Origin of the sequence: Stenotrophomonas sp. 2YAF26 (assembly GCF_052114625.1) — a bacterium.
Taxonomy (GTDB): Bacteria; Pseudomonadota; Gammaproteobacteria; order Xanthomonadales; family Xanthomonadaceae; genus Stenotrophomonas; species Stenotrophomonas indicatrix.
Window position 1 is genome coordinate 183,131 of the sequence record NZ_JBFRFC010000011.1, and the last position, 15,278, is coordinate 198,408.

The window sequence follows — 15,278 nt, forward strand, 5'->3', positions numbered from 1 at the left end:
GCATGCCGGCGCTGGTGCTGACGATTCCGATCAATCTGTTGCCCTACGCGCTGCTGCTGCTGGTCAGCACGGCGATGGTGCCCGGCCTGCTGTGGCAGGCCCGGCGTATGGACATGCAGCCGATCAAGGTCCTCAGCTGGCTGATGCTGGCGGTGGTGGTGATGGCCCTCGTGTCGGTCGTGCTGTTCGAACAGGGCCTGCGCGATGTCGACAATCGATCCCGCTTCCTGGTCATCCCGTGGATCGCACTGTGGGTGTGTGCGCTGCGCCCGGACATGCGCTGGCTGTGGCGCGGTGCATTGGCCGGGCTGGTGGGCACCTTCGTGCTTTCGGCGCTGCAGGTGGCCCAGGGCGCGCCACGCGCCGAACTGTTCACCAACGCGATCGTGCTCGCCGACATCGTGATGATGCTGATGGTGTTGCTGGTGTTCTGCCGGCCGTCGCGGCGCTGGTCGCTGGTAATCGTCGGCATGGCCGCCGGGTGCGGAACCATCATCCTGACCGGAAGCCGGGGCGTGTTCGCGGCTCTGCTGGCGCTGCTGGTGGTGCTGGCACTGAGCCTGCGCTGGCGCACCGGCGTGGCGCGTCTTTCAGTGCTTGCCGGCATGCTGGCCATCGGCGCGACCCTGCTGCTGTCGGTGCCCGAACTGCGCCACCAGGTGCGGTTGTCCGAACTGCACAGCGATGTGCAGCGCATGGAGCAGGGTGACAGTGACTCTTCGGCCGGGGCGCGCGTCGAGCGCCTGCAGGTGGCGTGGGAGACCTTCCTCGATCATCCGTTGACCGGGGTAGGCATCGGCCACTTCGACACGGCCATGAAGCGGGTGCCGGTCTGCCGCGAGAACCCGCAGGAAATCCGCTGCCACCTGCGCCATGCGCACAACGATCTGGCCGAGTGGGGAGCTACCCAGGGCCTGCCGGGCGTGTTGCTGCTTCTGGCCGTGTATGGCGTGCCCCTCTGGGTATTCGTACGCCTGCACCGGCGCAGCGGGCACATCACCTTCCGTGGCCCCGCCGCCGCCGGCGTGATGGTGGTGGTGTCCTACATCCTGTGCGGGTTGACCCAGTCGATGTTCGCGCACCAGATGACCGCAAGCTTCTACGTCACCATCGTCGGCCTGCTGACCGGCCTGTCGATCGTGGAAGGTGCCCGGCACCGGGCAAAGATCGCGCCGTAGCGTCCAGCCCTGGCCGACTTCCCGTTCAGGGGTTGGGAGGGTCGGACACGGCCTGACCGTTGCCCAGCATCCACAGCATGATGGTCTTCTGCCGCACATAGTTGGCGCGCACATAGGCATACACCAGGCCATGCCAGCCATCGCGGAAGCCGCCACGGAACAGGAAGCCGCGCCAGAACCGCCAGGCTGGCGCCAGTACCAGCTTGCCGAGGGTGGCCCGCTTGCCGCGCGCGAACTCGTGCTCGGCCATCATCCGTGCGTACTTCTCGGTCTTGGCCAGCTGCTGCTGCAGCGAGCGGTAGGGGAAGTGGATGAGGTCCCCGCGCAGGGTGCCGACGGTGCCATCGACGCTGGCCGCCTCATGGATCTCGCGCTTGCCGCGCCAGCCGCCCTGGCGGCGGTCGAACAGGCGCAGCACCCGGTCCGGATAGGCATTGCCGTGGCGCAGGAACCTGCCGAAGTACTCCGACAGGCGCGCGAAGCGGTAACCCGCATGACCTGCAAAGCCGCCGTCGCGGGCCTGCTCGATGGCCGTGCGCAGTTCCGGGCTGATGCGCTCGTCGGCGTCCAGGCACAGTACCCACTCGTGGGTGGCCTGCTCGACGCAGAACGCCTTCTGGCTGCGAAAGCCATCGAACGGACGCTGCAGCACGCGGGCGCCGGCAGCCTCGGCGATGGCCACCGTGGCGTCGGTGGACAGGGAGTCCACCACCACGATCTCATCGCAGAAGGCCAGCGAGGCCAGGCAGTCGCCGATGCGCCCGGCCTCGTTGAACGCGATAATGCAGGCCGAGATGCGAGGCCGTTCGATGGGAGCGGTCGTGGAGGACATGATGGCCGGGTACCTGTTGTTTGCGACGGAGCGCTATGCGCTGCCTATTCTCGCCCCGTTGGTGCAGGCCTTGCACGCTTCCGGCCAGGAAGTGGCGGCCTGGTTCGAAGATGGTGCGGCTGGCAGCCAGCTGCCCGGCGTGCCCAACATCGGCCTGAAGCAGGCCCTGGCGATGCGGCCGCGGGCGGTGTTCAGCGCGGCCAACTGGGTGCCGACCTTCCTGTCGGGGGCCAAGGTGCAGCTGTTCCATGGCTTCAACGTGGAAAAACGCGACAGTGCGCGTGGCCACTTCCGGGTGCGCGGCATGTTCGACCTGTACTGCACGCAGGGCCCTGCCACCACCGCGCCGTTCCGCGAGATCGCGGCAGTGCAGGGCCATTTCGCCGTGGCGGAAACCGGCTGGCCGAAGCTGGACCCGCTGTTCCGCGACGACGGCGGCGACAGTGCCGCACTGCGCAGTGCAGCCGGTGGACGCCCGGTGATCCTGTTCGGTTCAACCTTCACCGAGCGCTTGAGCGCCGCTCCGCACCTGCATGCGCAGATCGCGGCCGACATCGCCGCCGGGCAGCACTACTGGCTGCTGACCCTGCATCCGAAGTGCCCGCCGGAACTGTTCGAACGCTACCGCGCGCTGGCCGGCGCCAATGCGCGGTTCATCGAACCGGAGCAGGTGATGGCTGCCCAGCGCGCCGCCGACGTGCTGGTATCGGACACCTCATCGATCGTTTCGGAGTTCATCGTCCAGCACAAGCCGGTGGTGACCTTCCGCAACCGCGTGCCGAAGCCGCACATGATCGATTTCGACGATCCGCAGCAGTTGCCGGCAATGCTGGCGCGCGCGCTGCATCCCGATGCTGCGTTGCAGGCGGAGATCGTGCGCTACGCCGATGCCATCCACCCCTACCGCGATGGCCTGTCCAGCGAGCGGGTGATCGCCGCCACCGAGGATTTCCTGTCCGGCGAGATGGGCACGCTGCGTCGCAAGCCGTTTGGCAGTTGGGTCCGGGACCTGCAGATCCGCAAGGACCTGGGCTACTGGGGGCCGTCGCAGCGTTGATGTGTGTAGTGCCGGCCGCTGGCCGGCAACCGCAGCGCCAGTGCCACATCGCCATGCGCACCGGCGGTGTCCAGCTGCAGGCTGGCCGTACCCAGCAGCTTGTCCAGCGGCGAACGCTGCAGGCGCAGGCCCTGCACCTTGTCCAGCTCGGCCCAGCGCCACCAGCGCTTCCACCAGCCACCGCGCACCGCCACGAACTGGCCATCCAGGTGCCAGCCCATCCGTGCCATCTGCCGGTGCGCGATCAACAGGCTGACCGGCAGCCAGGCCAGCAGTGCCAAGGCCGGCAGGCCCCAGCGCCAGTACAGCGCGGCGGTCAGCAACGGCACCGTCAGCAGGGTGGACAACGACAATCGCCACCAACCGCGTTGCGGTATCGGCTGCCACTGCTGTGGTGGCCATTGCAGCTGTGGCAGCAGATGGCGCACCAGGTCGTCGCAGGTGCCCGCGCCAGCCAGAGGAGCAAGTTCGCGCAGCGCGCGGTCGTCGTCGCGCGCGGGGCCACCGGCGGCGCTGTCGATACGCAGCTGGCGCAACCCGAACCAGCGCTGCAGGGTGCTCTCGCCCAGCGTCCATGCCTGGATGCGGCGGCGCGCGACGCTGCTGCGGGTGCGGCTGAGCAGGCCGGTGGAGACGGTCAGGCGCCGCTCGCGCTCACTGAGGGTGAAGCCGTGATAGCGCAGCAGCGTCAACACCACCGACAGCACCCGCAACAACAGCCAGCCCAGCAGCAACGCGGCCGCCAACAGCACCAGCCCACCGGTCACCCCGGCATGCAGATGGCTGGCGTAGCCGAAGGCCTCGCGCCCGCCGCGCTGGATGGCATCGTCCATCGTCTGGCGCGGTACGGTCTGGAACAGGACGCCGAAGGCGGCGATCGCCAGCGCCCAGCCACGGTTGGACAGCAAGCCCATGCGCAGCACATCCCAGCTCGACAGGCGCAGCAGTACCTGCTCGTCGTCGGATGGCACGACACCGGCAGCCGGCGCGTCGCCCGGCGTTGGCTGGGGCGCCTGTCCACGCTGGCGCACCAGTTGTTCCAGGGCCAACGCCTGGTCCAGCCGCAGCACGCGCATCTCCGCTTCCGGACGCACCCCGCCGGCCGATTCCAGGCGCAGTTCGGCAACCCCGAACAACCGGTGCAACGGGTTCTGCCGCACTTCCACGTTGTGGATGCGGGCGAAGGGAATCTCGCGCCGGTTGCGCGCCAGCAGGCCGCTGCGCACGGTGATCGCATCGTTGCCGATGCGATAGCGGTAGCTGAGGTACTGCAGCACCGACACCAGCACCAGCGCGGCGATGGCGGTCAACGGGATCAACTGTGCCCACATCGGATCGCGGTCGCCGCGTTGGCCGAACACCAGCAACGCGACCAGTGGCAGGAAATAGTGGCGCAGCTGCATAAGCAGTACGAACAGCCACGACCACGGGTGCAGTCGATGCTCTTCGCCACCGCTGGGCAGCGACGGCGGCAGGGGCGGTGGCAGGCTCACAGGGCGTCGGCGTCCTGGTCGAGCTGATGGGCCAGGGTGTCACGCAGGCGCTCGGCATCGGCTTCGTCCAGGCCGCTGACGGTGACCGCACTCAGGCGGGTGCCGGCGGTGTGCACGATCAGCGTGGCCAGGCCTGCACGCCGCTCCAGAGGCCCGCGACGCAGGTCCAGGTGCTGCACGCGCGAAATGGGGATGCGGGTCTCCAGCTGCCACATCAGGTCGCGGCGCAGGCCCAGACCCTGCGCGTCCAGCCGCCAGCGGGTGCGGGTCATGCGGCGATGACCGATCCAGCCACCGAAGGTGAGGCCGACCAGCAGGCCCAGCATCGCCGCCCACAGACCACCCGGAAGATCGAAGAACCACCAGAGGGCGACCAGCGGTGCGCCGGGGATGAACAGACCGCCGAAGGCGCCCTCCAGTGCCGCCAACCGGGCAGCGCGCCGCGGCAGGGGGTGCCAGTGGTCGAGGGGCATTTCGGTGGCAGCAACAGGCAAAGGAAGTTCGGTCACGCGGGCGTCCGTCGGGCAGCAGGGCGGGCAGGCGCGGTGATGGCCGCACCGCGCAGACGTTAGCAGGTCGCCCGCGTTACTGGGCGGCCTGGATCAGCGCGTCGACATCCAGCAGATGGCCGGCGCGGTCGGCCTTGGTGCGCAGGTAGTGCTCGTTCTCGGCGGTGATCTCGCCGGTGACCGGAATGCAGTCCAGCACTTCGATGCCGGCATTGCGCAGGCGCTGTGCCTTGGTCGGGTTGTTGCTGAGCAGGGCAACACGGGATACACCCAGCCCGCGCAGCATCGCCACCGCGCTGCCATAGCGGCGCTCGTCGGCGCCGAAGCCCAGCTGCGCATCGGCGTCGATGGTATCCAGGCCGTCATGCTGGTAACCGTAGGCGCGCATCTTCGCGGCGATGCCGGTACCGCGGCCTTCCTGGTCCAGGTACAACAGCACGCCGCCGCCCAGTTCTTTCAGTTTGCGCAGGCCGCGCCGCAGCTGGTCGCCGCAGTCGCACTTGAGTGAACCGAACAGGTCGCCGGTGAGGCAGGACGAATGCACGCGCACCGGCACCACTGCGGACAGGTCCGGTTCGCCGACGATGATCGCAACCTGGTCGCGCTGGGCGACGCCACCGCGGAACACCGCGAAGGTGGTCATGCCGACGTCGCGCAGCGGCACCGGAGAACGCGCCACCAGTTCGTAATCATGTGCGGCGTGCGCAGCGCCTTCGGCCAGATCGCACAGGGCAACCTCGGCCGCGCCATCGAACGTGGCGTCGTCTGCGTCCAAGCGTACGGCCACCATCGCCGGCAACAGCAGGCCCAGCCGGGCCAGTTCCACCGCGCCGGCATCGAACGCATCGCCTGCGCTCCAGGCTGCGGGCATCGGTCCGGGTTCGCGCAGGTAGCCCAACGAGGGCAGGGCATCGAACGCAACGCCAGCCAGTGGCAGGCGCGCGCCCTCGGGCGCCTCCACGCCGAGCACGCGGGCGCGGGTGGCGGTCAGATACAGGTAATGGCGCTCGCGCGCGGCGCTGGCGAAGGCGGCAAAGCTGCTGGCAGTGGCGCTGTCCAGCGCGATCACCGCCAGGCGCTGGCCCTGGCCATCGTGGAGCAGGACCGGGCGACCGGCGCGCAGTTCGGCGACCGCGCGCTCGCAGCGGATCGCTGCCGGATCACCGAACAGGGAGGAAGCAGACATGGCAGGACCGGGGGAGGCGGACATCGGTGTCTCTATGGGGGCGCCAGCGTCGTATTCAACGTGCTGCGGCGGTGTGTCGCAGGCCGGGTGGAGCGGCTTTCAGTGCGGATGCTCGTCGGTCGCGTACGGGTCTTCTTCGCCGCTGCCCGGTGGCCGCAGCGTATAGCGCTTGTAGGTCCACTGGTACTGCGCCGGGTCGCGGCGGGCGATGCGTTCGATGCCCGCGTTGAGCGCGGTGGCCGCCACGTGCGGGTCCGGATCGGCCACGGCCGGGTCGGTCGGCTCGATGTGCAGGGCAAATTCCATGTCCGGGCCGATGCGCTCGCACCAGCCATACAGCACGGTCGCGCCGGTGCGCTCGGCCAGGCGGTTGACCAGGGTCATGGTCAGTGCCTGCACGCCGAAGAACGGCACGAACACCCCGTCGCCGGCCTTGGGCTGCTGGTCGGGCAGGATGCCGGTGGCACCGCCGTCCTTGAGCACCTTGAACAGCTGGCGCACGGCCGGGCCTTCGGCACGCACCTGCTGCACGTTGTCGCCGCCGCGCACGATCTGCAGGAAGGCATCGCTGGCCTCGTCCTCCGGCGGCTTGTAGACGATGGCGATCTGGCCGCGCGAAGCCAGCCACTGGTTCAGCAGCTCCCAGTTGCCGTAGTGCGGGGCCGCCACGATCACGCCCTTGCCGCTGGCCAGGGCCGCGTCGTACAGGGCCTGGCCGTGGCGCTCCTTCAGGTGCAGGCGCAGGTTGTCTTCGGGCGTCCGGCTCCACAGGCGCAGGGTCTCGATGGCCTGCAGGGCAGTGGAGCGCAGCAGTTCACGCTGCAGGCGGTCGCGCGCCGGCGCGTCCAGCTCGGGGTAGGCCAGTTCCAGGTTGCGGCGGGTGACGCGGCTCTCGCGGGCATCAAGGCGCACCCACGTCCAGGCCAGGGCGCGCGCGAACCCGCGCAGCAGTGGCCAGGGCAGGCGGGCGAACAGGGTGGTGGCGCGGTAGACCAGCCGGGCTTTGCGGTGTGGATTCATCGGCCCCAGTTTAGCCAAGGGCGCTGCTATCGTGGCCGGCCCTTGCCTGGAAGCCCGCCGATGCTCGTCCTGATTCAACGTGTCAGCCAGGCTGCCGTGCATGTGGAAGGTGAAGCGGTAGGGCAGATCGGCCCCGGCCTGCTGGCCCTGGTCGGCATGGAGCCGGGCGATACCGAGGCCCAGCTGCAACGGATGGCCGAACGCGTGCTCGGCTACCGTGTGTTTGCAGATGAGGCCGGCAAAATGAACCGCTCGCTGCGTGATACCGGCGGCGGCCTGCTGCTGGTCAGCCAGTTCACCCTGGCCGCGGATACCCGTTCCGGCATGCGGCCGAGCTTCACCAGCGCGGCACCGCCGCAGGAGGCTGAACGCGGGTTCAATCGATTTGTCGACATCTGTCGTGAAAATCACGCGCCGGGGGTGGAAACGGGCCGCTTCGGTGCCCATATGGTCGTCAGCCTGGTCAACGACGGTCCCGTGACCTTCCTCCTCAGGCCCTAGCCCACCGGGACCACCGCCCGGCAGGCCGGGCCCCGGGCTGGTATAATGCTACGTTCCCTATTTCCCCCTAGCCGGTGGCGCGAGCACTACATGGCCAACGAACGTCCTGCCCAATCCGAAATCAAGCAACTGATCAGCAAGGGCCTGGAACAGGGCTACCTGACCTATGCCGAAGTCAATGACCATCTGCCGGACGACATGGTCGACCCGGAACAGATCGAAGACATCATCGGCATGATCAACGGCATGGGCATTGATGTCCATGAAGTTGCTCCGGATGTGGAAACCCTGCTTCTCAACGACGGCAACACGGGCAACCGTGAGGTCGACGACACCGCAGCCGAAGAAGCTGCCGCCGCGCTGAGCGCGCTCGACACCGAAGGTGGCCGTACCACCGACCCGGTGCGCATGTACATGCGCGAAATGGGTACCGTCGAGCTGCTGACCCGCGAAGGCGAAATCGCCATTGCCAAGCGCATCGAAGAAGGCCTGTCCCAGGTCCAGGCCGCACTCGGCCAGTTCCCGGTGTCGGTCGAGTCGCTGCTGACCGATTACGAAGCGCACAAGGAAGGCCGCAAGCGCCTTGCCGAAGTGATCGTCGGCTTCAATGACCTGTCCGAGGAAGTGCCGGCCCCGGCTGCTGCCGTGGCCGATGACGCGGACGACGCCGATGCCGACGCCGACGAGGAAGAGGACGATGTCGACGGCGGCGATGAAGAAGCCGCGCCGACCGGTCCGGATCCGGAGGAAGTCGCCGCGCGTATGCAGGCGCTGGGCGATGCCCTCAACGCCTTCAAGAAGGCCGTTGCCAAGGGCGACAAGAAGAACCTGCTGAAGCTCCGCGAGGAGATGTCGGCGGTGTTCGTCACCCTGAAGCTGCCGCTGCCGCTGACCGACGTGCTGACCAAGCAGCTGCGCGACACCATGGGCAGCGTCAAGGCCCACGAGCGCCGCGTGCTGAACCTGGCCACCGTCACTGCCCGCATGCCGCGCAAGGACTTCATCCGTTCCTGGGAAGGCAACCAGACCAACCTGGAGTGGGTGGAAGACGCACTGAAGCGCAAGCAGAAGTGGTCTTCGGCGCTGCGTGAAGTGAAGGACCAGATCGTGTCCGAGCAGCAGGCCACCATCGACATCGAGAAGGTCACCCTGCTGGACCTGGACGAGCTGAAGGAACTCAGCCGTGCCATGGCCTACGGCGAAGCCAAGGCGCGCAAGGCCAAGAAGGAAATGGTCGAGGCCAACCTGCGCCTGGTGATCTCCATCGCCAAGAAGTACACCAACCGCGGCCTGCAGTTCCTCGACCTGATCCAGGAAGGCAACATCGGCCTGATGAAGGCCGTGGACAAGTTCGAGTACCGCCGCGGCTACAAGTTCTCCACGTATGCGACCTGGTGGATCCGCCAGGCCATCACCCGTTCGATCGCCGACCAGGCGCGCACCATCCGTATTCCGGTGCACATGATCGAAACGATCAACAAGTTGAACCGCATTTCCCGCCAGATGCTCCAGCAGTACGGCCGTGAGGCTACGCCGGAGGAGCTGGCCAAGGAAATGGACATGCCGGAAGACAAGATCCGCAAGGTGATGAAGATCGCCAAGGAGCCGATCTCGATGGAAACCCCGATCGGCGACGACGAGGATTCCCATCTGGGCGACTTCATCGAGGACACCAACGTGGAGTCCCCGATCGAGAACACCACCAACATCAACCTGTCTGAAACCGTGCGCGACGTGCTGGCCGGCCTCACCCCGAGGGAAGCCAAGGTGCTGCGCATGCGCTTCGGCATCGACATGAACACCGACCACACCCTTGAGGAAGTCGGCAAGCAGTTCGACGTGACCCGCGAGCGCATCCGCCAGATCGAAGCGAAGGCCCTGCGCAAGCTGCGTCACCCGAGCCGTTCGGAGCAGCTGCGCAGCTTCCTGGATATCGATTGATTTCCAGGTAGTGCCGAGCCATGCTCGGCAACTGCTTCTGTCGAGAGAAACCCCGCTTCGGCGGGGTTTTTCTTTGGGGTGGGGGCCGGATGGCGAGGGTGCCTTCTGTAGAGCCGAGCCCATGCTCGGCTGCTCTCCCGCGATGACGCTTTGGCCAATTCTCCGTCGTCTCCAACCGCCAAAACTCGCGCCTTTTGACGCAACCGGCTTGAGCATTGTTGAGCAATAGCGCGCGACTCCGTGCGACGGGCAGAAGCTGGTCAGCTCAATCCTCAATTGCCCCAGTGCGTCGAGCCTTTTGAGTCGCCATGGCTCCCGCATGCCCTGTCGCATACAACAATTGAAGCCACTACCTTCTCTTCCACACAGTCCCCGCAGGTGCTCAACACACCGTCGTAGGAGGGCTGTCTGCCTGACAGCAGGCAATCGAGGGTCAAGCCGCATCACTCGCCACCCAAGCGAGCCGAAAGGTTTCTGGCCGGGTGGCGCGCAGCCATGCAAGACCCCGTAAGGGGAAAAACTGCGGGCGGCCCTACGACCGTGTTGAAGCACCCGGCCGCCTCTCTCAACAGGAGGCGTAGAAGGTTCGACGAATCGTAGGAGATCCAAGATGAGACAGAAAGCGATAGCCGTCAGGAGCGCTGGCGACCGGGTCCGTGCAGATACGTGTGACTTCCCGCCCCTCCTGGATTGGAATGAAGTGATGCAGGACGAACGGGAGGATCGGCTGGGGTTTGCTAGGCGCGCGACGTTCGCGCTGCTGACGCAGTCTGGCGCAGGATTGATCGAAGGCTTCGGTAACGCCAATCAGAAGGGGCTGGAGGGGGCCATGAGGGCAGTGGCGCTGTTCCAGGCGCATCTGCAGGAGATGGGGCGGTTGGCCGGGATGGCGGAGCGACGGTTGCAGCGTGTTGCTGAGGTACTCGCTACTGCCGACTGAGTAGCCGACTCCGGCCGTGCTCCACTACACTGTGACGCTGCGCAGGGCCTATAGCTCAACGGTTAGAGCAGGGGACTCATAATCCCTTGGTTCCAGGTTCGAATCCTGGTGGGCCCACCAACGAATCAGGCACTTAGGCGTCGGCCCAGGTGCCTTTTTTGTGCCGGTGAAAAAATAGCCGAAAGAATTTCAGCGCTTCTCTTGATGCTTCATGGCCACCAGCTATTGCTCGACAGCTAGCTACATCATCACCTTGAGTAGCAGATCGCTGGATCCACAAATATGCGCATATGCCGCAGTAGTCGGTTGCGAGTCCTCAGCAGACTGACGAGGAGGTCAAGCCGGCATTCGCAGGGATGACGAACAACCCGATTCTGTACGAAGCGCCGCCCAGGCTGCGCATGCTTGTGGCTGAACGTAGGGAGTGGCTATGTCGTTGTCTCTATCTCCCGCAGCCGTGAAGGGCATCGCTGCAGTGACGCTCCGAGCCAATGCGGGGCAACGTGTCTACCTGGGGGGCCTGGACATCACCGAGATGGCCGCCAGCTTCCTCCTGCGACATGTCGAGGAGGTGGGCTTGGATGTTGCGGACAAGGCCTTTCGTAGGCATGGGCTCACATTGGTAACAACTGAAAACAATAGGTGACAGCTATGGCATTCAAGCCAGGACAATCGGACAACCCGAGTGGCCGGCCCAAAGTGGATTTTGAGGTTCGAAGGCTGGCGCGAGAGTACGGCCAGGAGGCCATTGAGAAGCTGGTAGCCATCATGCGAGCCGACAATCCTGCTCTGGCTAAGGCGTCCAGTGAGGCGCTGCTAGATCGTGGCTACGGCAAGCCGGTCCAGTCCGTCGGGGTGGATCCTGATTCGGTGCCCGTCCAGGCCATCACTGTGCAACTTGTGGCTATGACGCCAGACTCCGAGCCGGAGGGCGGCCATGGTTGATGATCAAACGCCAATCTCTACCGTAGAAAGAGATAGATCCCAAGAGGCTTGGGATGGTATGACCTACGTGGTGTTTGCCGCTGAGCGGCAGTGCCTGCCGGAGGACTTTGAGGGCAGGGCGGAGGTGGCCAAGAACGCTATCGGCGAACCCTGGAAGGCCTACGACCTGCACGACGGGCGCTGCCCTGCCTGGACGGGCGGACACTGCCAGTGTGGCTTGGTTAGCTGTTTCAGCAACGGCCGGTGGGTGGCTGAGGTGGACATGTTCCACTCGGTCATAGATCAGCACTCGCTGAACTAGACCTACTTCCGGGTCTCCTTGCAGACGTACATGTCCCACTCCTTTTCGTATCGGCAGCCGACGCCACACTCATAGCTGCCGAAGTCCTCGGATTGATGCTGGAAGGCCAATTGCCGCAGAGCGCCAATAGAGGCGGCTTGGCACTGCTCGAAGGACTCGTAGTGGCCGTAGATCGCCTTGGAGGCATCTTCAGCGGCCAAGGACGTCCCGGGCGGGTAGACGAAGGCCGTCCAAGTCTCTGGCTGTTTAGCGCAGGAACCTAGCAGGGGGAGGACGGCTAAGGCGACGAATGGCACTCTAAGCATGGCCGGATCCTTGGCGTTCAGAGGGGAGCCTAGCAGCATCCGCCATGCGAACGCATTGCGAACGCATCGCCCAAGCATGACGAACGCAATGCTCTATACGGTCCGTAGCCTTTGTCGCCGTGTCCGCCATGGTGATGCGGGATTGCTCCATGGAGGGGTGGGTCTACGCCTGGGACTGGTTGGCGTCTTGAGGATCCAACCGTTGGGTGGACTATGTCGATATGCTTCAATCGTCTCAGGGTAGGCAATTTTGCGAATTAGCGCAGGGTACCTAGTCGGAGGGCGCTATTAGTGCTGAATGCCCGATATGGGAGCGAATTCCTGATTGGCGGACTGTAGTTTGCCGGTTAGGATCATCCCCCAACAGGGGATCCTCGCGCGGCCCTTATGGCGTGACGACTGGATCGAAGGACAGATCACAAGACGGAGAGTGCAGAATGGATGCACGAAGGATCAGGGCGTGATTCCGGCGCTGGACGACATTGGCTTGCTGCCACCCGGAGTGTGGGAATGCACTTTGGCTGAGGCAGAAGAGGTTTTCGCTACTACGCCACATCGGCGCGAGTTGTGGAAAGGCTTCCTCCAGTTCTTGGCAGATGAAGTTGAGCCGCATACGCCCGTTCCGATCTGGATCGACGGTAGCTTCACGCGGCGTAAAGACCACCCATCGGACATTGACGTTGTGGTTGATTTTTCCGACCTTCCGGAGGCAGTCGCTATGCCAATGGCGGTTTCTCTATACCTGCGTAATTCGAAGTTGAAGGCCGCCTACAAGGTAGATGCGTACCCGCGACATCCCGAGATTGCTAACGACTTCGCAGCATTCTTCCAGTACGCAGGGTCGAAAGCAGCTGCAGAATTCCAAATCGACAGCAAGCACCCAAAAGGCATTTTGAGGGTCCAACTATGAGTGAGCGCACCCTTACACAAGCGTTTCTGCGCGCCCACTTGGAAAACATGGCGTCTATGGCGCAAGCGTCGGTCAAGTACGGGATTGAAGCAACGCCCGCGCAATTGGTTGACGGAATCGAAGGCGCGCTACTGGATCTTGTGCGGACCAGCCTGCCCTTGGATCACTTGCTTGAGACTTCCGACCTGGTGTTTCACGCCGAGGGACCAGGTGTGCGGACGAACGCGCCCGCGCTATCCGCGTTTAACTGGCTGTCGCGCGCAACAGAGGCGGCTCTCCGAAAACTGTCTGGCGAAATGTTTGATCTCTCAGATCGCAATGCGAAACAGTTAGGCAGAGCTCTTGATCTGCGCCTAACCGGTATGGCGCCCGGGAGCCTCTATCTCGGGATTGCACTTGAGTCTCCTCCCCCAGATATGATTCCGGCAAGCGATGAGCCAATGTTTGTAAAGCTTCGTTCGACCTTTCGTGGGCTACCGGAAGCTACCACGGCAATTGGCGATGAAAGCATGAAGCCCGAAATTGGGGAGATGATTCCAGATGCTGCAGAGCGTGACGCGGTTCTTGCTGCTTTGCTTCGCCTTTCGCCAACGGGTAGGCAAGGCATCCACACTCTGGATGTCACTTCGCCCGGCGCGGCTAAGGGGACACTTTCGCAGCGCGAGCGCGTCGTATTGCGAGAGGCAATCAATCATCCGCTGCTCGTAAATAGGAAGGCCGGGGCCTTCGTTGGAGAGGTCCGTGAGGCCGATCTAGACAAAAATAGAATGCACCTACGAGGTGTTTCTGGTGTCGGTAGCTTGCGGTGCGTACTGCCCGCAATGGACAAAGCCCTATTCGGTGAGACGGTGAGAGTAAGTGGTGAGTACGAATCAGATAGAGCTGGAAGGCCGCGCCTGATGTTGGTAAATCGCGTGGAGATTGTGCGAACTTTGAATCGCCAAGATGAAATCCCGACTTAGCGTAAGCACCTGTACTCGCCAACGCACCATTTGAACTACCAGGAGTCATCTATGAAGGAGCTGGAACGTCTCAAGGCTTTGGCTGGATGCCTAAGCGATAGCCACGCCCGCAAGCTTTTGGGTACAGGTCTCGGCCCAAAAGAGCCGGTTGACCGCAGCCACCTTGCTGCGCTGCTGGTTACCAATCCGAGTTTGTCAAGTTTGGTCGTTGACTGGGCGGATGCTAATGGGCTGGTTGTAGAAGATTTCGAGTTTAGTCGGTGGGAAGCCGCGCCTGATTTTACAAATGAAATTGTTTCAGAGGCTGGTTCCGTTGTGGCAAATGTGGATCTTTATGAGTTCATTTCCAAAGGCGGAACTTTGGATGATTACTACGGTGGGCAAGAGTCAGAGGCTGATAAAGCGCACAAGCACGGATGAGATGGCATTCCGTGATGGTTTTTGAGGGCGCCGGAACGATCCTTGGCGGCTGACGAGTGGGCCGCAGGAGAGCTCCGTCCCTGGTCGTTGACTACGCCTGTGATCTCAAATGCGTTGCAGCGCAGCGTGTTCGAGTCCTAATTTGTAGTGGGCGATAGGGGTAACGTCGTGAGCTAGGCTGAAAGCCACCACCTCATCCAAGGGCGCGGTCATGAACGAGGGCAACAGCCTAGTGCCATTTGAGCTCAGGGCAATAAACGCGAGTGCTGTGGGGGAGCTCCTTGGGCTGACACCTCGATCCGTCCTGCAGACGGTGGCATGTCGCCCAGACTTTCCGATACGCCTGACCATGCGCCCGGCCACATGGGTAGCCGGGGAGGTGTTGAAGTGGCGAGAGACTAACCGATACGGTCTGCGAACTCGTCGACACTGTACTCCGTGGGCGTACGAATCAGGACCCGATTGACCCTGATAGGATGCGGACTGGCCCTGGATTGGCCGGGGCTGCCAAGGAGATGGTTATGAGCAATGCGAGCCACCCCGACCATGGTTTGGTCGCCCACATTTATGCGGCAGCGGCCGCGCAAGTTATTTCCCGGCAGGAGGGTCCTTCATTCGAGGAGATCCTTGCCCAGTCCATAGAGGCTGCAAGGATTTTCGCGCAGCAGATGGCGGCGCACGAGAGCAGGCAGATGGACAACTGGCTTGGGTCCGTGCCGGGCATGAAGTAATGAGTGGCCGCGTGAGTCCGAACGGTTCAGAGACGTAGGGCGGCCCT

General features: G+C 64.1%; 15 protein-coding genes and 1 tRNA gene. 11 read left to right on the forward strand and 5 right to left on the reverse strand.

The genetic code is table 11. The features are described from left to right. Positions 1-2: 2 nt before the first annotated feature. Positions 3-1,178, forward strand: a complete 1,176-nt coding sequence (locus tag AB4Y98_RS13445) for an O-antigen ligase family protein (protein WP_312787160.1) — start codon at positions 3-5, stop codon at positions 1,176-1,178. Positions 1,179-1,203: 25 nt separating this feature from the next. On the opposite strand, the gene AB4Y98_RS13450 is transcribed toward AB4Y98_RS13445, so the two are convergent. Next, entirely contained in the window at positions 1,204-2,010 is an 807-nt protein-coding gene (locus AB4Y98_RS13450) for a glycosyltransferase family 2 protein (protein ID WP_312110434.1), read from the reverse strand. Between AB4Y98_RS13450 and AB4Y98_RS13455 the strand changes: the two genes are divergently transcribed. Beyond that, positions 2,009-3,067 (forward strand): CDP-glycerol glycerophosphotransferase family protein, encoded by a 1,059-nt coding sequence (locus AB4Y98_RS13455; protein WP_312787159.1) that lies wholly within the window; start codon positions 2,009-2,011, stop codon positions 3,065-3,067. The genes AB4Y98_RS13450 and AB4Y98_RS13455 overlap by 2 nt on opposite strands. On the opposite strand, the gene AB4Y98_RS13460 is transcribed toward AB4Y98_RS13455, so the two are convergent. The 4 genes from AB4Y98_RS13460 to AB4Y98_RS13475 form a co-directional block, all read right to left on the reverse strand. Next, complete coding sequence (locus AB4Y98_RS13460) at positions 3,043-4,560, reverse strand: PH domain-containing protein (protein WP_442244508.1); 1,518 nt, start codon at positions 4,558-4,560, stop codon at positions 3,043-3,045. The genes AB4Y98_RS13455 and AB4Y98_RS13460 overlap by 25 nt on opposite strands. Then, positions 4,557-5,033, reverse strand: coding sequence for a PH domain-containing protein (locus AB4Y98_RS13465; RefSeq protein WP_442244529.1), 477 nt, complete (start codon positions 5,031-5,033; stop codon positions 4,557-4,559). Before AB4Y98_RS13465 ends, AB4Y98_RS13460 begins: the two co-directional genes overlap by 4 nt. A gap of 112 nt (positions 5,034-5,145) precedes the next feature. Then, positions 5,146-6,279, reverse strand: a complete 1,134-nt coding sequence (gene ribA, locus AB4Y98_RS13470; RefSeq protein ID WP_105164716.1) for a GTP cyclohydrolase II RibA — start codon at positions 6,277-6,279, stop codon at positions 5,146-5,148. Positions 6,280-6,354: 75 nt separating this feature from the next. Continuing rightward, positions 6,355-7,275, reverse strand: coding sequence for a lauroyl acyltransferase (locus AB4Y98_RS13475; protein WP_442244509.1), 921 nt, complete (start codon positions 7,273-7,275; stop codon positions 6,355-6,357). Between the two features lie 60 nt (positions 7,276-7,335). Here AB4Y98_RS13475 and dtd point away from each other — a divergent pair, with 60 nt between their 5' ends. The 9 genes from dtd (at position 7,336) to AB4Y98_RS13520 (ending at position 15,231) form a co-directional block, all read left to right on the forward strand. Beyond that, positions 7,336-7,776 carry a D-aminoacyl-tRNA deacylase gene (gene dtd, locus AB4Y98_RS13480; protein WP_312705771.1) on the forward strand — a complete coding sequence of 147 codons (441 nt, stop codon included), beginning with the start codon at positions 7,336-7,338 and terminating at the stop codon, positions 7,774-7,776. Between the two features lie 90 nt (positions 7,777-7,866). Further along, on the forward strand, positions 7,867-9,717 hold the full coding sequence (gene rpoD, locus AB4Y98_RS13485; protein WP_312111186.1) for an RNA polymerase sigma factor RpoD: 1,851 nt from the start codon (positions 7,867-7,869) through the stop codon (positions 9,715-9,717). A gap of 610 nt (positions 9,718-10,327) precedes the next feature. Next, complete coding sequence (locus tag AB4Y98_RS13490; protein WP_442244510.1) at positions 10,328-10,657, forward strand: hypothetical protein; 330 nt, start codon at positions 10,328-10,330, stop codon at positions 10,655-10,657. A 44-nt stretch (positions 10,658-10,701) separates the two neighbouring features. Beyond that, a tRNA-Ile gene (locus tag AB4Y98_RS13495) sits at positions 10,702-10,777 on the forward strand. 531 nt (positions 10,778-11,308) lie between these two features. After that, complete coding sequence (locus AB4Y98_RS13500) at positions 11,309-11,602, forward strand: hypothetical protein (RefSeq protein ID WP_442244511.1); 294 nt, start codon at positions 11,309-11,311, stop codon at positions 11,600-11,602. A gap of 1,066 nt (positions 11,603-12,668) precedes the next feature. Further along, entirely contained in the window at positions 12,669-13,118 is a 450-nt protein-coding gene (locus AB4Y98_RS13505) for a DUF6932 family protein (RefSeq protein WP_442244512.1), read from the forward strand. Further along, entirely contained in the window at positions 13,115-14,080 is a 966-nt protein-coding gene (locus tag AB4Y98_RS13510; protein WP_442244513.1) for a hypothetical protein, read from the forward strand. Before AB4Y98_RS13505 ends, AB4Y98_RS13510 begins: the two co-directional genes overlap by 4 nt. A 51-nt stretch (positions 14,081-14,131) precedes the next feature. Further along, entirely contained in the window at positions 14,132-14,500 is a 369-nt protein-coding gene (locus AB4Y98_RS13515; protein ID WP_442244514.1) for a hypothetical protein, read from the forward strand. A 521-nt stretch (positions 14,501-15,021) separates the two neighbouring features. Then, a complete protein-coding gene (locus tag AB4Y98_RS13520; protein ID WP_442244515.1) occupies positions 15,022-15,231 on the forward strand; it encodes a hypothetical protein in 210 nt (69 codons plus the stop codon). Positions 15,232-15,278 lie beyond the last annotated feature (47 nt).